This window comes from Nocardia sp. NBC_00416, assembly GCF_036032445.1.
Taxonomy (GTDB): domain Bacteria; phylum Actinomycetota; class Actinomycetes; order Mycobacteriales; family Mycobacteriaceae; genus Nocardia.
This window is the reverse complement of the sequence record NZ_CP107932.1, coordinates 5,807,871-5,828,107: the sequence shown is the minus strand read 5'-3', so window position 1 is coordinate 5,828,107 and position 20,237 is coordinate 5,807,871. Positions and strand designations below refer to the sequence as shown.

At 68.3% G+C, this 20,237-nt stretch carries 18 protein-coding genes; 11 read left to right on the top strand and 7 right to left on the bottom strand.

What is annotated here, in order from left to right; translation table 11 throughout:
- The first annotated feature begins 65 nt into the window (after positions 1-65).
- The 6 genes from OG804_RS25245 (at position 66) to OG804_RS25220 (ending at position 4,628) form a co-directional block, all read left to right on the top strand.
- Complete coding sequence (locus OG804_RS25245) at positions 66-875, top strand: LmeA family phospholipid-binding protein (RefSeq protein WP_328390542.1); 810 nt, start codon at positions 66-68, stop codon at positions 873-875.
- Positions 872-1,327 carry a thioredoxin family protein gene (locus OG804_RS25240; RefSeq protein ID WP_328390540.1) on the top strand — a complete coding sequence of 152 codons (456 nt, stop codon included), beginning with the start codon at positions 872-874 and terminating at the stop codon, positions 1,325-1,327. Before OG804_RS25245 ends, OG804_RS25240 begins: the two co-directional genes overlap by 4 nt.
- A gap of 547 nt (positions 1,328-1,874) precedes the next feature.
- Positions 1,875-2,354 carry a DUF4395 domain-containing protein gene (locus OG804_RS25235; protein WP_328390538.1) on the top strand — a complete coding sequence of 160 codons (480 nt, stop codon included), beginning with the start codon at positions 1,875-1,877 and terminating at the stop codon, positions 2,352-2,354.
- Between the two features lie 32 nt (positions 2,355-2,386).
- Positions 2,387-3,220, top strand: coding sequence for a sulfurtransferase (locus OG804_RS25230; protein ID WP_328390536.1), 834 nt, complete (start codon positions 2,387-2,389; stop codon positions 3,218-3,220).
- Between the two features lie 6 nt (positions 3,221-3,226).
- Complete coding sequence (locus tag OG804_RS25225; protein WP_328390534.1) at positions 3,227-3,532, top strand: DUF1416 domain-containing protein; 306 nt, start codon at positions 3,227-3,229, stop codon at positions 3,530-3,532.
- Between the two features lie 358 nt (positions 3,533-3,890).
- Positions 3,891-4,628, top strand: coding sequence for an FABP family protein (locus OG804_RS25220; RefSeq protein ID WP_328390532.1), 738 nt, complete (start codon positions 3,891-3,893; stop codon positions 4,626-4,628).
- A 261-nt stretch (positions 4,629-4,889) separates the two neighbouring features.
- Here OG804_RS25220 and cydC read toward each other — a convergent pair whose 3' ends face one another.
- The 5 genes from cydC to OG804_RS25195 all read right to left on the bottom strand — a co-directional run bounded on the left by cydC (position 4,890) and on the right by OG804_RS25195 (position 12,290).
- Positions 4,890-6,710 (bottom strand): thiol reductant ABC exporter subunit CydC, encoded by a 1,821-nt coding sequence (cydC, locus tag OG804_RS25215; RefSeq protein WP_328398733.1) that lies wholly within the window; start codon positions 6,708-6,710, stop codon positions 4,890-4,892.
- A gap of 101 nt (positions 6,711-6,811) precedes the next feature.
- The gene (cydD, locus tag OG804_RS25210; protein ID WP_328390530.1) at positions 6,812-8,695 is read right to left on the bottom strand and encodes a thiol reductant ABC exporter subunit CydD; all 1,884 of its coding nucleotides are present in this window, start codon (positions 8,693-8,695) and stop codon (positions 6,812-6,814) included.
- Positions 8,696-8,699: 4 nt separating this feature from the next.
- Positions 8,700-9,734 carry a cytochrome d ubiquinol oxidase subunit II gene (gene cydB / locus OG804_RS25205; protein ID WP_328390528.1) on the bottom strand — a complete coding sequence of 345 codons (1,035 nt, stop codon included), beginning with the start codon at positions 9,732-9,734 and terminating at the stop codon, positions 8,700-8,702.
- Positions 9,735-9,743: 9 nt separating this feature from the next.
- Entirely contained in the window at positions 9,744-11,207 is a 1,464-nt protein-coding gene (locus OG804_RS25200) for a cytochrome ubiquinol oxidase subunit I (protein ID WP_328390526.1), read from the bottom strand.
- Positions 11,208-11,369: 162 nt separating this feature from the next.
- Positions 11,370-12,290, bottom strand: a complete 921-nt coding sequence (locus OG804_RS25195; protein WP_328390524.1) for an aminodeoxychorismate lyase — start codon at positions 12,288-12,290, stop codon at positions 11,370-11,372.
- A 152-nt stretch (positions 12,291-12,442) separates the two neighbouring features.
- On the opposite strand from OG804_RS25195, the gene OG804_RS25190 reads away from it, so the two are divergent.
- From OG804_RS25190 to OG804_RS25170, 5 genes are all read left to right on the top strand, one after another.
- The gene (locus OG804_RS25190) at positions 12,443-12,844 is read left to right on the top strand and encodes a sterol carrier family protein (RefSeq protein WP_328390522.1); all 402 of its coding nucleotides are present in this window, start codon (positions 12,443-12,445) and stop codon (positions 12,842-12,844) included.
- Positions 12,845-12,952: 108 nt separating this feature from the next.
- Positions 12,953-14,065: a CAF17-like 4Fe-4S cluster assembly/insertion protein YgfZ gene (gene ygfZ / locus OG804_RS25185; protein WP_328390520.1), complete on the top strand. Its 1,113-nt coding sequence runs from the start codon at positions 12,953-12,955 to the stop codon at positions 14,063-14,065.
- A 46-nt stretch (positions 14,066-14,111) separates the two neighbouring features.
- Entirely contained in the window at positions 14,112-14,801 is a 690-nt protein-coding gene (locus OG804_RS25180; RefSeq protein ID WP_328390518.1) for an MOSC domain-containing protein, read from the top strand.
- Positions 14,798-15,763, top strand: coding sequence for an asparaginase (locus tag OG804_RS25175; RefSeq protein WP_328390516.1), 966 nt, complete (start codon positions 14,798-14,800; stop codon positions 15,761-15,763). Before OG804_RS25180 ends, OG804_RS25175 begins: the two co-directional genes overlap by 4 nt.
- Positions 15,764-15,925: 162 nt before the next feature.
- Positions 15,926-16,138: a DUF3073 domain-containing protein gene (locus tag OG804_RS25170; protein ID WP_328390514.1), complete on the top strand. Its 213-nt coding sequence runs from the start codon at positions 15,926-15,928 to the stop codon at positions 16,136-16,138.
- Between the two features lie 374 nt (positions 16,139-16,512).
- Here OG804_RS25170 and purM read toward each other — a convergent pair whose 3' ends face one another.
- Together purM and purF are read right to left on the bottom strand one after the other, a co-directional pair.
- Positions 16,513-17,592, bottom strand: coding sequence for a phosphoribosylformylglycinamidine cyclo-ligase (gene purM, locus OG804_RS25165; RefSeq protein WP_328390512.1), 1,080 nt, complete (start codon positions 17,590-17,592; stop codon positions 16,513-16,515).
- Between the two features lie 800 nt (positions 17,593-18,392).
- Positions 18,393-19,991: an amidophosphoribosyltransferase gene (gene purF / locus OG804_RS25160; protein ID WP_328390510.1), complete on the bottom strand. Its 1,599-nt coding sequence runs from the start codon at positions 19,989-19,991 to the stop codon at positions 18,393-18,395.
- Between the last annotated feature and the right edge of the window lie 246 nt (positions 19,992-20,237).

Below are 20,237 nucleotides of genomic sequence, written 5' to 3'. Positions count from 1 at the left end.
GAGCACGATGATGCCCGCCGACCGGTGCGTGGGCCCGCTCCGGCGCGTCCACTAGGGTGCATGCCATGCGGAAGCTGATCATCGGACTGCTGTGCCTCGCGGGATTGGCAGTGGTCGTCGATTTCGGCGCGGCCGCATATTCGGAATACCGCGTGTCCCGGTCACTGAAAGTCGGCGCCGACCTGAGCGCCGACCCGGAAGTCACCTTCCACGGTTTCCCCTTCCTGCGGCAGGCGCTCGACGGCCGCTACGACAATATCGAGATCAAAGCCGACAGCGTCCGGCCCGACATACCCGGTGAGATAGGTCTCGAGGCCACCCTCCACGGGATGAAACTGCCGCTGAGCGATCTGGTCGACGGCCGGGTGCGCAGCGTGCCGGTGGACCGGGTGGACGTCCGGATGCGTGTCGCGCCGACCGAACTCGGCCGTCTATTCGGCATCCCCGATCTGGAGGTCCATTCGCGGCCCGCGGACAAATCAGACGGCACCGGCGGTTCGGGCGGATCAGGGATGACCACGGCGGGCGCGCTGGTACTGACCGGGACGCTGCCCTCGGCGCCGAGCGGACAGCAGGGCGCGAGTTTCGCCGGGGAACGGGTCAGCGTGGCGGCCGACCTGCTGCTCGACGGCGACCAGGTGCGGATCGTGGCCACCGGCCTGTACTCCGAGGAGATCTCACCGGTCCCCTCGGAACCCGTGGTCGACGAAGTCGACATCCCGGCAGTGCTGGCGATGTTCACCCGTACCATCGATACCAAGGAACTCCCGTTCGGTATCCGGCCCACCGAGGTCACCGCCCTGGGCGGCCATATCGTGGTCGAGGGCCGGGGTGAAGATGTGACGATCGACCTGAACAGATTGCGGCGCCCATGATCGAGATCACCATTCTGGCGGTAATGCTGCTGGCCGGGCTGGCTGTAGGCCTCTACCTGCGTCGGCGCGAAGGCGCGCTGCGCTCCGCCCCGGCCACCCTGGAACGCGATACCGGTACGCGCGACGATCTGCTCGTCGCCGCCGGAGTCACCGGGTCCGGGCCGGCCGTACTGCACTTCTCCGCCGACTGGTGCGGTCCGTGCGCCGCCGTGCGCCGAGTGGTCGCCGACGCCACCCGGGACCTGGCAGATTCGCCGCAGCCGCCGCGCGATATCGAGATCGATATCGACGCCGATCCGGCGCTGGCCAGAGAGCTCAACGTCCTGTCACTCCCGACCACCTTCGTATTCGACGCCGAGGGACGGGAGCGGTTCCGCATCTCCGGCGTCCCCAAGACCAGTGACCTGCGCAGCGCGCTCGGCCCGCTGACGGCCGGTTCGGCTGCCGGCTGAGCTGTATCTATTGCCCCGCCTTCGGCGGGGCAGGGTCGGGGCCCTTGTCAACCCCGGTTCTTCACTCCGCCGCTCAGTCGCTGCGCTCCTTCGCTCTGTCGCTCCAGAACCGGGGCGGGCCCCGACCATGAATGCCGACCATCCGACAGAAAAGAACACGACGCGAGGGGAATCCCAGCGATCCCCAACCCTCACCTCCCTGCGCTCAGTCGCTGAACCCCTTCGCTCGGTCGCTCCAGAACCGGGGCGGGCCCCGACCACTTTGCGAAGCCCGCCGTGACAAGGCCCCTGACCAGCTGATCACCCCCTACCCATTCGGCACGCGCCGACATTGGGTAGACTGCCCGTTGTGCAAAACCACCACGAGCTGATGCTCACCCGTCGCCGCACAGTCGACCTGTGCCGCCTCGGTGGTTGTTGCTGCCTGTGCCGTTAGCGGTCGGGTCTTCTTCCTGACGCCGACCACGGTTCGTCCGCGCGAGCGATTCTCATCCCCCGGCGAACCGGCCGAATTCCGCCGAACAGTTCGAGCGCAGGAGTTTCGTTCATGTCCTCTATCACCACAATCCCCGACCGGGTCGATATCCGTGGTCCTCGTTTCGTGGCTTGGGTGACCACGGCCGTCCTGGTACTCGTGTTGTTGCTCGCGGCGGTCTCACCGGTCGCCGCCGGAGTACTGATCGCCGTCCAGACCGTCGTATTCGCGCTCGGCGCATGGCTCGGGCCGAAACGACACCCCTACGGGCTCGCCTATGCCGCGCTGGTCGCGCCACGGCTGGGCCCGGTCACCGAGACCGAACCGACGGCGCCGCTACGATTCGCCCAGCTGCTCGGTTTCGCGTTCGCCGCCGTGAGTCTGTTGGGTTTCGCACTCGGCGCCTCCGCTGTGGGCGCGGTGTTCGCCGGGTTCGCCCTGTTCGCGGCTTTCCTGAACGCCGCGTTCGGGATCTGCCTCGGTTGCAAGCTGTACCCGCTGCTCACCCGGCTGCGTTCGAACACCACCTCCGAATCCCCCGTATCGAACTGAACTGAATCGCTGTCACCACTGAAAGGGAAAACATGGCTCGCTCCGATGTCCTGGTCTCCGTCGACTGGGCCGAAGAGAACCTCAAGACCCCCGGCGTCGTCTTCGTCGAGGTCGACGAGGACACCACCGCTTACGAAGGCGGACACATCGAGGGCGCCGTCCGGCTCGACTGGAAGAAGGACCTGCAGGATCAGGTTCGTCGTGACTTCGTGAACCAGGAGCAGTTCTCCACGCTGCTCTCGGAGCGCGGTATCGCCAACGACGACGAGGTCATCCTGTACGGCGGCAACAACAACTGGTTCGCCGCCTACGCCTACTGGTACTTCAAGCTGTACGGTCACAACAACGTCAAACTGCTCGACGGCGGCCGCAAGAAGTGGGAGCTCGACGGGCGCCCCCTCTCGAGTGACGACGTCAGCCGTCCGGCCACCCAGTACAAGGCGGCCGAGCCCGACAACACCATCCGCGCCTTCCGCGACGAGGTCATCGCCGCGATCGGGACCAAGAACCTGGTCGACGTGCGCTCCCCCGACGAGTTCTCCGGCAAGATCCTGGCCCCCGCGCATCTGCCGCAGGAACAGAGCCAGCGTCCGGGCCACATTCCCGGCGCGATCAACGTGCCGTGGAGCAAGGCCGCGAACGAGGACGGCACCTTCCGCTCCGATGCCGATCTCACCGAGATCTACGGAACGGCCGGTCTGGACGGCAACAAGGAGACCATCGCCTACTGCCGTATCGGCGAGCGCTCCTCGCACACCTGGTTCGTGCTGCAGGAGCTGCTCGGCCACCAGAACGTCAAGAACTACGACGGCAGCTGGACCGAATACGGTTCGCTGGTCGGCGCACCTATCGAGTTGGGAGAGTAACCACCAATGTGTGCAGCACCTACGCAGGGCCAGGCCATCCCGGCCGGGGTCGATGTCGAGAAGGAAACGGTGATCACCGGCCGTGTGCTCGGCGGCGACGCCGAGCCGGTCGGCGGCGCGTTCGTCCGTCTGCTCGACGGCAACGGTGATTTCACCGCCGAGGTCGTGGCCTCGGGTACGGGAGACTTCCGTTTCTTCGCGGCGCCGGGCACGTGGACGCTGCGGGCGCTCTCGTCGGCGGGGAACGGCACCGCCGAACTCCGTCCCGGCACCCCCGGTATCCACAACGTGGACGTCACTGTCTCGAAGTAGGAGACACGCAACGGCCCAGGCCGGCCCCCAGCGGGCCGTCCTGGGCCGTTCTGCGTTCCATGATCCCGCCCCCGCTCATCGAGGGTGTTTCCGGGCACCGCGTCTCAGCGGTCGGGGTCCGGCCTCACGAAGCGCGGAGTGCAGCGACCGAGTGCCGGAGTGAAGAACCGGGGTTGATTGGGCCCGGACTCGCGGCGCCGGAGGCGACGCAATCCAACACAACCCCCGGCCCCGCGGCGCCGGAGGCGACGCAATAAACTTCAGCTGTGGTCCTCTTCTTCGAGATTCTGCTGATCGCCGTTTCGATCCTCATCGGATGGTTCGGCCTGTACGTCTTCTACCGGCTGTTCACCGAGTCATGAGCGATCTCGCTAGCGAGGGTTCCGATCCGGCCGAGCGAGCGAGCGACAACACCAACGGGAAGCTCCCGGCCGATTCCGCCGGGCCCGGTGACCCGTCGGCCGAGGATCACTCGACGCTGAGCGGCGATCGGGCGGTGGCTCACGCAGCTGAGCGCGCCAAAGCGACCGGCAGCCGCAATATCCCCGTTCTCCCCGACCTCCCGCTCCCCGAAGACACGGCGAATCTGCGACTCGGCCCGGACCTGAATCCGGCCATGCTGGCGCTGCTGCCGATGGTCGGCGTCTGGCGCGGCGAGGGTGAGGGGAACAACCCCGAACGCGGCGATTACCGCTTCGGACAGCAGATCGTGGTTTCTCATGACGGGGGGGACTACCTGAGCTGGGATTCGCGCTCCTGGTTCGTGGAGTCCGACGGCAGCTACGGTGGTCCCGACCTGCGCGAGCACGGGTTCTGGCGGGTCGGGGTCGACGGCAGCGACGAGGTATTGGAGTTGCTGCTCACCCACAGCACCGGAATCGTCGAACTGTTCTACGGCACCGCGCTCACGCAGTCGTCCTGGGAGTTGGCCACCGATGTGGTGATCCGCAGTCAGACCGGTGTGGTGGTCGGCGGCGCCAAACGCCTGTACGGGATCGTCGAGGGCGGGGATCTGGCCTATGTGGAAGAGCGCGTGGTGGCCGACGGACCGCTGCAACCACGGCTTTCCGCACGGCTGCAGCGCTATATCGGCTGATTTCGCGGCCGGTTGATCCCGGACACGGAACGACCCCCGAGCCGTATCGGCGCGGACCCGGGTGTGAACACCGCGGGTTACCGCATCCGATCCCGATCGGACGGACCGGGGACTCGGGGGCCGGGTGGCTACCGTGGATTCGCTGAGCGCCGTAGCGGTCGGAATCCGTAGGAGCCGGCTACAGCGTCAGCTGGTAGCCACCTCACTCGTCCTAAGAATTTCCATTCCTGGGATCACCTCCTTCCTTGTGTACTGACGAATCTAGCCACGACCGGCCGGGCTCGGCAACGGAATTTCGTCGAGGGCGTAACGAGTGGCGATCGCCTCCGGTAAAGCCGCCCGTACCTGGCCGGATTCATCGACGGTGACGACCAGGCCGGCGCGGTGCGCGTCGGGGAGTTGATGGGTGACCACCACCACATCACGCTCCGGCCCGACCAGCCCGCTGTCGATATCGAGTAGTGCGCGCAACAGTTCGGCGCCGTCCGCCGCGTCCAGGTGTTCGGTGGGTTCGTCGAGCAGCAGTACCCGGGCGGACGAGATCAGGGCGCGGGCCAGCAGGATCCGCCGACGCTGGCCGCCCGAGACGGCGGCAGCGCCGCCGGTGAGGTCGGTGTGGACACCGTCGGGAAGCGCGTCCAGCCAATCTCCGAGGCCGACCGCGCGCAAGGATTCCTCGGCCGTCCCGGCGTCGAGGTCGCCGCGGGCCACTCGCAGGTTCTCCAGCACACTGGTGCCGAAGAGGTGTGCGTCCTCGGCGAAGAATCGCACATCCGCATCCGGAGTGTCGAACAATCCGGCCCAAGCCATCAGCAGGGTCGTCTTGCCGGCCCCGCTCGGACCGACCACCACTATCCGGGGCGCCCGTGGGCGTTCGGGGATCTGCCACTGCCCGTCGCCCACCCAGCCGATCACCACGCCGTCCGCGCGACTGTCGGCATAGGGGAACGGATGCGGGTGACCGCCGGTGCCGATTCGTTTCCGGGTATCGACCGTCGCCACTCCGGCGCCGATCCGGTCGGCGATGCCGGCGGCCGGCTCGGCGCTGTCCGGACGGTGGTCCGGCGAGACCACGCGTAGCCGGTGCAGGGCCGCACGCGCCACCGTCAGCGCCTGCGCGGCCGCCGGTAGTGGGACGGTGGCCTCGAAGGACGACAGCGGCAGCAGCACGAGGACGGCCAGCGCCATCGGCGTCGTCGCGCCCGGCGTCCCGCCGCCGGGACCGTAGACGACGATCCCGATCAACAGAGCGGCGAGCACCGTCACTCCGGTGGCCAGCGGGATCGCGGCCGCCGCCCAGGCGTTGCGGCCGGCCGCGCTGTCCTCGGCGGCGAGCACCCGCTGGTTCGCCGCGGTCGCGGTTTTCAGGGCGTCGTCCAGTTTTCCGGCGACCCGGAGTTCGGCGGCGTGGTCGAGCACGGTCACCGCGTGCGCGGTGAATTCGGCACGGTCCGCGCGCGCCGACCGTTCGGCGCCGGCCGCGGCCCGGGCGGACAGCCAGGGTGCGACGATCCCGGAGAAGGCCAGCGCCACGGCCAGTACCGCTGCGGCCGCGGCGGAGATAAGGGCCAGTGCGCCGATCGCCGCGAGCGCCAGCACCGCCGCGACCGCGATCGGCACGAAGGTCCGGACCACCACGGCGCCGAGATCGTCGATATCGGTGCCCACTCGCACCAGCACATCGCCGCGCCGCAGCCGGCCGAATGCCCCGGGGCCGCCCGGGGTCGGCGGAGCTTCGGCCCCCGCGGCCGCCCCGGGCAATGCGATGCCGGACCGGCGGGTGAGCCACAGCGGTGCCCGGACCAGCGCGCGGTAGACCGAGGTGCGGGCGGCCGTCATCGAGCGCAGGGCGACATCGTGGGTGGCGAGCCGCTCCAGGTACCGGCACAGGCCGCGGGAGATCCCCAGCGCTCGCACGGCGACCACCGCGACCGTGAGGTCGAGCACCGGCGGCATCTGCCAGGCGCGGGCGATCAGCCAGGCGGCCAGCGCCGCCAGGCCCAGCGCGCTGCCCAGCGCCAGCACGCCCCACCCGATCGCGACCGCCAGGCGCCATCGAGGTATCTCCAGCAGCGTCCACATCTGGCGGATATCGCGCAGTGACAGCCGCCATCGGGCCCAGCGGCGGCCCGCACGGGCCGGGTGCGCGGGGCGGGTGCGCCGAGTGGTTTCGATTCGGGAGCTCATCGCGACATTCGTGGGGAGATCATCGGCACCGCGACGATCTCGTCGGCGGCGGAGAGCAGGGCGGGACGGTGAGCGACCACCACTACGGTCGCGCCGGTGCGCGCCAGCGTAGTGAGCGCCGCGGCCACCGCGACTTCGCTGTCGCGGTCCAGATGGGCGGTCGGTTCGTCCAGCAACAGGATCGGGCGATCCGCGGCCAATACGCGGGTCAGGGCGAGCCGCTGGCGTTGGCCCAGCGACAGCCCGATCCCCCCGGACCCGACCACGGTATCCCATCCGGCGGGCAGCGCGTCCAGCACAGCGTCGAAACCGGTGACAGCGCAGGCGGCGTCCAACTCGCTGAGTACCCGGGCCGCGCCCCGGCGGGCGGGACCGGCCGCGGTGGCGCCGAGCAGTTCGAGGTTCTCCCGGAGTGTGCCCGGGACCAGAACCGGACGCTGCGGGAGCCAGGCCAGCCGCGACCACCACTGCGGCGCGGCGATCTCCCGGATATCCACCCCGTCGGCCAGTACGGCGCCCCGGGTGGGTTCGATCAATCCCAGGATCGCCTGTAGCGCGGTAGATTTGCCGCTGCCGTTGGGGCCGGTGAGAGCGGTAACCGAGCCCGGCCGGAAGACGGCGTGCAGACCGTCGGGCGCGGTGCCGTCTCTGGAATCGACTGTCAGATCCAGGAGTTCGACAGTTCCCGGTAACCGGCCGCCGACGCCCATGGACCGGATGCCGGCGGACGCCGGATTCGCAGCCCGGGGTCCGGTCTCGCATCCGATGTCGACCGCGTCGTCGCCTCCGGTCCTCGGCGACCGGCGCCGGTCGCCACCGGCGGATGCGCGGTCGATCGTGCGCGGCCCGCCGGACGACGCGACCTCTCCGGCGCTCGCCGCGTCGGCGGGGACCGGGTCGAGAATCGCGAAAGCCTTGTCCGCGGCCGCCATCCCGTCCTGCGCGGCATGGAAACGCTCGCCCACCGAGCGCAGCGGCAGATAGACCTCCGGGGCCAGCACCAGGGCCACGATCCCCGCGTACAGGCTCATATCGCCGTGTACCAGGCGCATTCCGATCGCGACCGCGACCAACGCGACCGACAGCGTGGCCAGCAGTTCGAGCACCATCGAGGAGAGGAATGCGATCCGCAGCGCGCCCATGGTGCGGCGGTGCAGCGTCTCCCCCAACTCCCGCACCCGTCCGCCCATACTCCGCCCGGGGACCTCCGGCCCGGTCGCGGTCTCCCGGCCGAGCGCGCGCAGCGTGGGCATCCCGGCGAACAAGTCCAACAGTTGATCGGACAGCTGGGTGGCGGCGTCGAGGGTGGCGCGCGCACGTCCCTCGGTGAGCAGTCCGATGAGGACCATGAAAAGCGGGATCAGCGGCAGCGTGACGACCACGACGAGTGCCGAGGTGAGATCGTGTGCCGCGATCACTGCCAGCACCACCGGCGGCACCAGGACCGCGAGCAGCAGGGCTGGTACGTAGCCGGTCAGATAGCCGCGCAGCCCGTTCAGGCCGCTGCCCACCACGACGGCGAGTTCGGTGCGTCGTACCTCCAATTCCCGGGGCGGGAGCCCGGCGGCGGTGGCGAGGACCGACTCTTCCAGTTCGGCGACGACCCGGGCCCCGGCCCGGTGCGCGATCCGGGACTGCCACCAGGCGGCCAGCACCCGGCCGCCGAGCGCGAGAGCGAGGAATATCAGTTCCGCGGTCCACGACCCGATCGAGCGCCGGGCGGGATCGGTGACGACACCGGCCAGCACCCGCCCCAGCAGTACGGCGGCGACCGCGATGGTCACCGTGGTCACCAGCGAGAGGCCGACGCTCAGCGCGAGATAACGGCGGGCCGAGCGCGCATACCGCCACAGCCGTGGATCCACGGGCGGTCGGGCCATGGGGTCACTCCTCGGTTGCGACGCGGGGCGGAAGTCCGATTCCGGGCGGGATGTGCTCGACACTGATCCGCTTCCGGAACACCCAGTACGTCCAGGCCTGATAACCGAGCACCACCGGCGTCACGATCACCGCCGCCCAACTCATGACCTTCAGTGTGTACGGGGTGGACGAGGCATTGTCCACCGTCAAGCTGAAGGCCGGGTCGATCGTGGAGGGCAGCACATCCGGGAACAGCGCGCCGAACAGCAACCCGGAGGCGGCCAGCACGGTGAGCGCGGTCCCGGCGAAGGACCAGCCGTCGCGGCCCGCGAGCAGGGCCGCGGCCCCGACGATCAGCCCGAACACCGCCAGCACCACCGGGATCCAGGTCCAGCCGGACCCGTAGGCGAACTGTGTCCACAGCCCGAAACCGGCGACGGCCGACGCCGTCGGCACCAGCAGCAGCCGGGCCGTGCGGACCGAATCGTCGCGGACCTCGCCGTCGGTCTTGAGGGTCAGGAACACCGCGCCGTGCAGCGCGAAGAGCAGTCCGGTGGTGAGTGCGCCCAGGAGTGCGTAGGGACTGAACAGTCCGCCGAACGCGCTGGTGAACTGTTTGTCGGCGTCCAGCGGCACCCCACGCACGATATTGGCGAAAACCCAGCCCCAGGCCAGCGCGGGCACCCAGGAACCGATGCCGATCCCGATATCGCAGCGGGCCCGCCAGCGCGGATCGTCGATCTTGCCGCGGTATTCGATGGCGCAGATCCGCAGGATCAACGCCACCAGGAGCAGCAGCAGCGGGAAGTAGAAACCCGAGAACATGCTCGCGTACCACTCCGGAAAGGCCGCGAACAGCGCGCCGCCTGCGGTGATGAGCCAGACCTCGTTGCCGTCCCACACCGGCCCGATGGTGTTGAGCACCACGCGCCGGCGGGCATCGGACCCTCGCCCGAGGATCGGCATGAGCATGCCGACCCCGAAATCGAAGCCCTCGAGGACGAAGTACCCGGTGAACAGCACACCGATCAGTACGAACCAGAATTCCTGCAGTTCCATCCCGGACTCCTAGTAGGCGAACGAAAGCTGTTCGGTGGCAGGCTTCTCCGCCGACCCGTCGGCGGGGCCGCCGGATGGTCGTTCCGGGCCTTCGAGCACGTACCGCCGCATCAGGTAGAACCACACGACGGCGAGCAGGCCGTAGAGCAGAGTGAAGGTGACGAGGGAGATCCAGACGGTCGCGGTCGCGTGATCGGACACTCCTTGCTGCACCATCAGCCGCAGGTTCTGGTCGCCCGTGGGGTTGGGTACGACCACCCACGGCTGCCGGCCCATCTCCGTGAACACCCAGCCGGCCGAATTGGCGAGGAAAGGGGTCGGAATGACCAGCAGGCTCAGCCAGGAGAACCAGCGCTGATCGGGTACCCGGCCGCGCCGGGTTACCCAGAAACCTACGAAGACCAGCAGCGCCGATCCGGCGGCGAGGCCGATCATGGCACGGAACGACCAGTAGGTGACGAAAAGATTGGGCCGGTAGTCGCCCGGTCCGAATTTCTCGTTGTAGGCCTGCTGGAGGTCGACCACGCCGGCGAGTTCCACGTCGGTGAACCGGCCTTCGGCAAGCCACGGCAGGACGTAGGGCACCTCGAGAACGTGGGTCACGCTGTCGCAGTTGTTGTGGGTGCCGACGGTGAGGATCGAGAAGTCCGGATCGAGCTGGGTGTGGCACAACGATTCCGCCGACGCCATCTTCATCGGCTGCTGGTCGAACATCAGCTTGCCCTGGACGTCACCGGTGTACACCAGGGCGATACCGGAGACCACCGCCACCAGCAGTGAGACCCGAGCTACCGGACGCCACATCGTGCGCGCCTCGGCGAGCTTTCCCGGATCACCGCCGCGCGCGTGACGCACCATCCACCAGCCGGCGATCCCGGCGACGAAGGTGGCCGCCGTGAGGAAGGACCCGGCTACGACGTGCGGAAAGGCCGCCAGTGCGGTGTTGTTGGTGAGAAGTTCGACGATGCTGGTCAATTCGGCGCGCCCGGTTTCCGGGTTGTACCGGGCGCCCACCGGGTGCTGCATGAAGGAATTGGCCGCGATGATGAAGTAGGCCGAGGCGTTGACACCGATCGCCACCATCCAGATGGTTCCCAGATGTACGAGTTTGGGCAGCCGCGACCAGCCGAATATCCATAGTCCGATGAAGGTGGATTCCATGAAGAACGCCACCAGACCCTCGAGCGCCAACGGCGCCCCGAATACGTCGCCGACGAATCGGGAGTACTCGCTCCAGTTCATCCCGAACTGGAATTCCTGCACGATTCCGGTGGCGACACCGAGCGCGAAGTTGATCAGGAAAAGTTTCCCGAAGAATTTGGTGAGCCGGTACCAATGCTCCTTGCCCGTGACGACCCAGGCCGTCTGCATCCCGGCGACGAGCGGTGCGAGGCCGATCGTCAAGGGTACGAACAAGAAGTGGTAGACGGTCGTGATGCCGAACTGCCATCGCGAGACATCCAGGGCGTCCACACCGAGCCTCCTGTTACTACGACGTGTCGTAGAGTCAGCCTACGCGGCGAGAGCGCCGGAGCAATGTGTCGGCGGACACGACATGCCGAGCGAACCGCACACGATCGGGCAACAGATCCCGCCCGGTGCGCCACGGGCCGGTCACGCGGAAGCGCGCCGAGGTCACCAATCGGCGATGGTCCCGGTCCTTTCGATGCCCCGATCGACCATGTCGACGATCTCGGCGGCCGAGTCCGTCGCCGACATCCTTACGCCGTCCAGCGAATTCACCCGTGCGGCGAGCGTCACACTGCTGAGCATCCAGATGCTGTCGCAGTCGAACAGGTCCGCGGAGAACAGCGGTTCGTAACGGCAGTCGTACCCCTTGCGTTCGGCCTGGGCGAACAACGCCCGCTGCGTAATACCCGGCAGCACGCCGTTTTTCGCCGGCGGGGTGATCAGCTGCTTGCCCCGGGCGATCACCACCGACGAGCGCGGCCCCTCGAGAACCCGATGCTCGGTACTGGTGAAGATGACGTCATCGGCGCCCATCCGGGCCGCGAAGCGCAGCGCGGCCATATTGGTCGCGTAGGAAAGGGTTTTCGCACCGAGCAGTTGCCAGGGCGCCGCCTGCGCGAGATCGATCGAGATCCCACGGGTCAAGGTGACCACCGCGACGCCCTCGGATCTCGCCGCGGCCACTCTCTCGTGCAGTCCGGTGACCATGACGAAGGTCGTGGGCACCGGAACCGCCTCGGACAGCTCACCGGAACGCACCGCCGCATTGGGGTTGCCGAGCGCGCTCTCCCGGCCGCGGGTCAGCACCAGGCGCATGACCCCCTCCTCCTCGGAGCCCCATTCCTTGGCCGCGGTCTCGATCGCGTTGCGCCACCGGGCCAGATCGGGTTCGGGTAGATCGAGCGCTTGCGCGGAGCGCCGTAGCCGCGCCAGATGGAAATCGAGCGCGCAGACGGTGCCGCCGCGGACCAGTGCCGTCTCGAAAATCCCGTCGCCGCGCAGGACACCGATATCGTCGGCATACAACAACGGCTGGTCCGCGTCGCGGACTTCGCCGTCGAGTGTTACAAGAACTCGATCCACCATGCGCACGAGCGTAGGCCAACACCGGCTGCCATGAGGGCCGGAAATCCGGGCAGTCCCGACAACGGCGGTGGAATTCGCCGCCCCCGATACCGCGGCGAAGGTTCGGAATCCACCATTTCGATCGAGCTGGTTCCGGTGGCTAAGGTCGGGCAATGGCGCGACGGACCGAAATCGACCCGGGCGTGGTGCGCGCGGCGGTGACCGCGGTGCGCGACTGGCTGCTCGACGAAACCCATCCGGCTCCGACACGCGCCGAGCTGGCCGCGGCGGTGCGTGGCACGGCCCGGGCTCTCGCGGCCACGGCACCCGGACATTCCGTCGAGGTACGGGTTCCGCCGTTCGTCGCCGTGCAATGTGTCGAAGGTCCCCGGCACACTCGCGGCACACCGCCGAATGTCGTGGAAACCGATCCACGGACCTGGCTGCTGCTCGCGACCGGCCTGCGTGATTTCGCGACGGCCGTCGCCGCGGGCGCCGTGGACGCCTCCGGCAGCCGGGCCGCGGAGATCACCCGCTGGCTGCCGCTGGTCCCGGTCCGGCCCGGCCCGGATTGACCCGGGCCGCGCACGGCGACCCGGCCGGACGGTGTCGATACGACCCGAACCGCCTGGTCAACCCCCCGCTGATGCGCGAACCGGTGATCAGCTCCTAAAGTGGAGGCCGTGTCCGTGCTCGCCGCACCCAGTCCTGTCCTCGCTGTACCGGGAGCCGTCGCTGCCCCGCCCGGCTCGCCGGACGCCGCGGTCGCCTGGCATTACGGCGATCCGCTCGGTGAGCAGCGCGCCGCCGCCGAACGGGTCGCGATCGTGGACCGCTCCCACCGCTTCGTGCTCACTGTCACCGGAGCCGAACGGCTCAGCTGGTTGCACACCATCACCAGTCAGCACATCGCCGAACTGGGCGACGGCCGCTCCGCGGAGAACCTGGACCTCGATCTCAACGGCCGGGTCCAGCACCATTTCGTCCTCACCGAGCTCGACGCGACCGTCTGGATCGATACAGAGGGCGACCGTGGCCCCGGCCTGCTGGACTTCCTGTCCAAAATGGTGTTCTGGGCCGACGCACAGCCGCGGGTGGCCGACTACGCGGTGCTGAGCATTCTGGGTCCGCGCGCGCACACGCTCATCGGTGTCCTCGGCGCCGACCGGCTGCCCGACACGTATGAGGCCGTGGCCGTGCCGGGCGGCGGATTCCTCCGCCGGATGCCCTGGCCGACCGCCGACTCCTTCGATCTGATCCTCCCCCGCGACCAGCTGATGGCGCGCTGGAACGAACTCACCGCCGCCGGCGCCGAACCGGCCGGATCGTGGGCGTACGAAGCCCTGCGGGTGGCGGCCGGACGCCCTCGGATCGGCCTCGACACCGACGACCGCACCATTCCGCACGAAGTGAACTGGATCGGCGGCCCCGCCGAATACGGCGCCGTGCACCTGGACAAAGGCTGCTATCGCGGTCAGGAGACCGTCGCCCGGGTGCACAACCTCGGTAAACCGCCACGGCGGCTGGTGCTGCTGCATCTGGACGGCTCGGCCGACGACCGGCCCGTCGCGGGCGACCAGGTCACCGCGGGCACACGCGCGGTGGGCGTACTCGGGACGTCGATCGACCACTACGAGCTCGGTCCGATCGCGCTCGCGCTCATCAAACGATCCGTCCCCGCCGACACCCAGCTCACCGTGGGAGCCACGGCCGCCGCCATCGATCCCGATTCGGTGATCGACGACAACACTCCGCAGGCCGGGCGCCGCGCGATCGAACGGCTCCGGGGCCGCTGACCCGCATCGAATCGATCCGATCATGATCCGAGAGGAGTTCGCGCCGATGCGGATTGGTGATACCGGCCGAGTCCTGGCCGTCTGCACCGTGCACGCCGAGCTGCCGGTCCCCGGCCGGGTGGGGCGCACCGCGATCGACAAGCGCCCGGTGACCGGCCGGATCCGGGCCGAGCGGCTGGGTCTCGACGGTGACCATGTGTGCAATACCCGCGACCACGGCGGCATCCATCAGGCCGTGTACGGCTACGCAGACGAAGACGCCGCGGCCTGGTCGGCCGAACTCGGGCGCGAACTCGCACCGGGCTGGTTCGGTGAGAACCTGCGCGTCACCGGGCTCCTGCTCAGCGACGCGGTGGTGGGCGCCCGATGCACCATCGGCGACGCGCTGTTCGAGGTGAGCGCGCCCAGGGTGCCGTGCGCAACCTTCGGGCATTGGTCGGGCGAACGGCAATGGGTGCGCCGGTTCACCCTCCAGGCGAACACCGGCTGCTATTTCCGGGTCCTGACCGAGGGCGCGGTGGGCGCCGGCGACCCGGTCGAGTTCGTGCACGTACCCGAGCACGGCATCACCGTCCGCGATGTCCTCACCGGCGCCGACCCCCACCGGCTGGAACGACTCCTCATCGCGGAGCCCTCCCTCTCCGACGACATCCGCGCGCAGGTGGCCCGCCACGTGAAACGTGGAAAGGGGCCCGTCACGGCGGGCAACGATCCGGAAGCGGAGGCGATCCGATGAGCGTCGACCTGGTCGAAGTGGTGCGTTCCGGTTTCCGGGAATGCGTGCACCGCGGATCGGTAGTGATCGTCGGCCCCGACGGCGAGCCGACTTTCGAAGCCGGCTCCGTCCACGTACCCATCTACCCGCGGTCCACCAACAAACCGATGCAGGCCCTCACACTGCTCAAACTCGGCTTCACCCCGGTCGACGACGCCGAGCTCGCCATCGCGACCGCCTCGCACACCGGCGAACCCGAGCACATCGAATTGGTCGAAAGACTGCTCCACCGTTTCGGTTTCGCCGAGGACGATCTGGCCTGTCCGCCCGACCTGCCGATGGACGAGCAAGCCAGGGCCGGCGTCCTGTACCGAGGGGAGAAACCCGCGAAGCGGTATATGAACTGTTCCGGCAAACATGCCGCGATGCTGGCGACCTGTGTGGTGAACGGCTGGCCCACCGACGGCTACTTCGAAACCGCCCACCCGCTACAACGGGCCGTGCTGGCCCAGGTGATCGAACTGACCGGCGAGCCCGAAACCGACCTGGGCATCGACGGCTGCGGACTACCCATCGTCCCGGTGTCGCTGACGAATCTGGCCCGCGCCTTCGCGGTTCTGGCCACCGCCGCCGAGGGCACCCCGGAACGCCGTATCGCCACCGCTCTGCGCGCGCATCCGCGGGTGATTTCGGGCACCAACGGACCAGATCTGCTGACCATGAACGCGGTGCCCGAACTGATCTGCAAGATCGGAGCAGACGGCGTGCACGCGGGCGCGCTACCGGACGGCCACGCTTTCGCGTACAAAATCGACGACGGCGCCGACCGCGCCAGAATCCCGCTGACCATGGCGGTTCTGCAGCGTATGGGAGTTCCGTGGTCGGATGAACTGGCGGTTCTGGCCGCACCGGCGGTCCTGGGCGGCGGAACCCGAGTGGGTGTGATCCGCGCCATACCTGGATCCATTCCGACTGGCGACTGAGCGGCGAAACATCGGCAAACCGGGCGGCGGAACGGGCGGATAGCCCACTCGTGGGAGCGCGACGGCCGGACACGCGCTAAAGTGTCTGTCAGGAAGATATTAATTCGAACGGGGCCGCCACCAATCCCCAGGCCGCCCCGCTGTGACGCGAGGGGGTCAGCCATGGGCCGTGGCCGGGCTAAGGCAAAGCAGACCAAGGTTGCACGCGAGCTGAAGTACAGCTCGCCGTCGACCGACTTCACGAGCCTTCAGCGCGAGCTTTCCGGTAGCGACAACGCCCCGCGTGGTGGCGTGCTGTCGGATGAGCACGACGCGGACGACTCGTTGTCCCCCAAGTGGGACGAGGACGACGACTACGACAGCTGGCGCCGCTGACCAAGGTGCATACGCTCGGGGGAGGCCGCAGGCCTCTCCTTCGGTCGTTTACGCCGGTTCGCGCCGTTTCCCGCCGAGTTCTCAGGCGGTGGACGACGTGAACCGGCGATACGGCCCGGACAGCATCTGAAGTTCAGCGGCGGCTCCGGACAGAGGAGTGGGCGCCTATCCGCGCCCCTCTTACTGGATGCCGTGCCCGAGTAGCGGGTGATTTGCGCGCTACTGGTTCGAGTATGGCTGTGCGCTCCAGGAATTCGATAACCCACGCCGATCGGCACACAGAATCGGTACCAGCGCGCGTTCACAGTCCCCACACGGTCGGACGCCTTCGCCGCGCGAAAACATCCGACCGCCGGACAACAGCGTGGACCGGATCAGAAACGCGGATGATCGCCGAGCAGTACCGCCCGCGGCGCATCCACATCCTTGGCCTTCTTCACACTGCCCAATGTCCAGCATTCGATATGGCGGGCGGTCAGCACGGCCAGCGCGCGATCGACATCCTCGGGCGCGACGACGGCGACCATCCCCACGCCCATATTGAAGGTCTTCTCCATCTCCACCCGCTCCACCCGGCCGCGCTGGGCGATCATTTTGAAAACGGGGGCCGGATTCCAGGTTCCGCGATCGAGTTCGGCGACCAGCCCCGCGGGCAACACCCGCGCCAGATTCGCAGCCAGACCACCGCCGGTGATGTGCGCGAACGTACGGACATCGGTCTCGGCGATCAACGCCAGGCAATCCTTGGCATAGATCTTCGTCGGCTCCAGCAACTCCTCCCCGAGCGTGCGGCCGAACTCCTCCACATGCCCGGTCAAGGACATCCGGTCGATCTCCAGCAGCACCTTGCGCGCCAGACTGTAGCCGTTGGAATGCAACCCGGAGGAGCCCATGGCGATCACCACATCACCTGGGCGCACCCGATCCGGTCCGAGCAATTCGTCGGCCTCGACCACGCCGACACCCGTGGCCGACAAGTCGTAGTCCTGGGCACCCATCATCCCCGGATGCTCGGCCGTCTCACCGCCCAGCAGCGCACAGCCGGCCCGGACACATCCCTCGGCGATACCGGCCACCAACTCGGCGACCCGCTCCGGAACCACTTTGCCGACGGCGATGTAATCCTGCAGGAACAACGGCTCCGCGCCACACACCACCAGATCGTCGACAACCATGGCAACCAGATCCAGCCCCAGGGTGTCGTGCTTGTCCAGCGCCTGCGCGACCGCGATCTTGGTGCCGACACCGTCGGTCGACGAAGCCAGCAGCGGCTCACGGTAGCTCTTCTTCAACGCGAACAATCCGGCGAAACCACCGATGCCGCCCTGAACCTCCGGACGGCTGGCTTTCCGCGCCAGCGGGGCGAACAACTCGACAGCCCGGTCACCGGCCTCGATGTCCACTCCAGCTGCGGCATAGGACGCACCGGCACCGGTGGGGTTCTGCTCAGTCATTGTCGGGGAAAGCTCCAAACCGAATCCGCGGATAATTGCCTGCTCAGAGTTTATTGCCCCGTCTCCGGCGAGGTGGGTCGGGGGCTGTGTTTATCGGCGCCGCCTGCGGCGGCGCGGGGTCGGGGCCCTTGTCAACCCCGGTTCTTCACTCCTACGCTCAGTCGCTGCGCTCCTTCGCTTCGTCGCTCCAGAACCGGGGCGGGCCCCGACCACGAACGCAGACCATCCGGAAAGCAGGAACTACGGACGCAAGTCTTGCAGACCTCGGGCGGGACCGCTGCGGAAACGACGCCGACTCGGCGCGGGCCCTCCGCTGACTCGGCGCGGACCCTCGGACGAAGAGGAAGAGCGAGCCTGCTCGTGAAGGTCTGTGTTTATTTGCGCCGCCTTCGGCGTCGCGGGTCGGGGCCCTCGTTGACCCCGGTTCTTCACTCCTACGCTCAGTCGCTGCGCTCCTTCGCTTCGTCGCTCCAGAACCGGGGCGGGCCCCGGCCACGAATGCTGACCATCCGGAAAGAGCAACGACCTGCGGGCACAAGTCCTGCGAACCTCGGATGGGACGGCTGCGGGAAACGACGCCGACTCGGCGGGGCCCGAGACTCGCGCCTGCGGCGCATGCGCTTCGGGCGCTGAACAGCGGACCGGGCCGCAACCTTCGAGGGCCTCGCTGGACTCGGCGCAGGGAGGGTGCGGCGGTTCGCGGAAGGGGATCGTGTGGGCGTTCACCGGTGTGACCCAGCGCTGCGGCCGGGTGGGCTGTGCGGCCGTTGCGGTGTGGGCTCCGCGCCGATCGGTACGGCTCAGGGTCGGCTGAGGGCGCTGGCGTTCGCGTTGTCGGTGAGCAGGCGGGTCTGGGAGCGGCCGCCGAACTCCAGGAGGTTCTTCCCGATCGATGCCTCGGTGGGCAGCGGGATCGGGTAGTTCCCGTCGAAGCACGCGCAGCACAGCCGGGAACGCGGCTGTTCGGTGGCGGCGACCATTCCCTCGAGCGAGATATAACCGAGGGTGTCGGCGCCGATGGAGCGGCGGACGCCCTCCACCATGTCGCGCACCGCGTCGGGGTCGGTGGACAGTCCGGTGGGGCCGTCCGGATCGGTGCCGGCGTTGTTGGCGACGAGTTCGGCGCGTGAGGCGAAGTCGATTCCGTAGAAGCACGGCCACTTGACCGGAGGCGAGGCGATCCGGACGTGGATCTCCAGGGCGCCGGCTTCGCGCAGCATCCGGATCAGGGCCCGCTGGGTGTTGCCGCGCACGATCGAATCATCCACCACGATGAGCCGCTTACCGCGGATGACCTCGCGCAGGGGGTTCAGCTTCAACCGGATGCCGAGCTGGCGGATGGTCTGGCTGGGCTGAATGAAGGTGCGCCCGACGTAGGCGTTCTTCATCAGGCCCTGCCCGTAGGGCAGCCCCGATCCCTGGGCGTAGCCGACCGCGGCCGGGGTGCCCGACTCCGGGACCGGGATCACCAGGTCGGCATCGATCGGGTGCTCGGCGGCTAGGCGACGGCCGATATCGACGCGAGTCGCGTGCACCGAACGTCCGGAGATGGCGCTGTCGGGTCGGGCCAGATACACGTATTCGAAGACGCAGCCCTTGGGTTCGGGATTGGCGAACCGCGACGAGCGGACGCCGTCGGCGTCGATGGCGAGCAGTTCGCCGGGTTCGATCTCGCGGACGAAGGAGGCGCCGACGATATCGAGAGCGGCCGTTTCGCTGGCCACCACCCAGCCGCGTTCCAGCCGGCCGAGTACGAGCGGCCGGACTCCGTGCGGATCGCGGGCGGCATACAACGTGTGCTCGTCCATGAAGGTCAGGCAGAAGGCGCCTTGGACCGTCGGCAGCAACTCCATGGCGGCCTGCTCGATGCTCGAATCCGCGGAGGCGTGCGCGAGCAACGCGGTCATCACATCGGAATCGGAGGTCGCCGAGACCGCGCCCGGGCGGCCCGGACCGGCGACCAGGCCGAGCTCACGCGCCCGGTCCGCCAGGTCGGCGGTGTTGACCAGATTGCCGTTGTGCCCGAGCGCCAGCCCGGAGCCGACGGCGGTGGTGCGGAAGATCGGCTGCGCGTTCTCCCAGGTGGTGGCTCCGGTGGTGGAGTAGCGACAGTGCCCGATGGCGACATGTCCCGGCATTGCGGCGAGGGTCTGCTCATCGAATACCTGGCTGACCAGCCCGAGATCCTTGAAGACCAGCACCTGCGAGCCGTCGGAGACCGCGATGCCCGCGGCTTCCTGTCCACGGTGTTGCAGGGCATAGAGGCCGTAGTAGGTGAGTTTGGCCACGTCCTCCCCAGGAGCCCAGACTCCGAAGACTCCGCACTCCTCACGGGGCGGGTTCTCCGTCTCGTCGGTTGCGGTGGGATTGCTGACAGCCGGTTGGTCGGCGTGGGTCACCGTGCGCTCCCTGGTCGGGCGGGTGTGGGGGGCACTCGACAGTCTACGGGTGCACCGCTCGCGCGTGTCACCGGATCAGCACCCCGATAGCAAGCGATCGGAGACCGGACGCGAACCCGCGCTACAGCGGCCCCACTCACCCGGTGCCACCCTGTTCAGCAAATCTCCACATTCAGTTAACACCCCTTTCACCTGCCGAAACAGCCTGTCCGGCGGGCCGGCTGCGGCGGTGCGGTCAGCCGATGC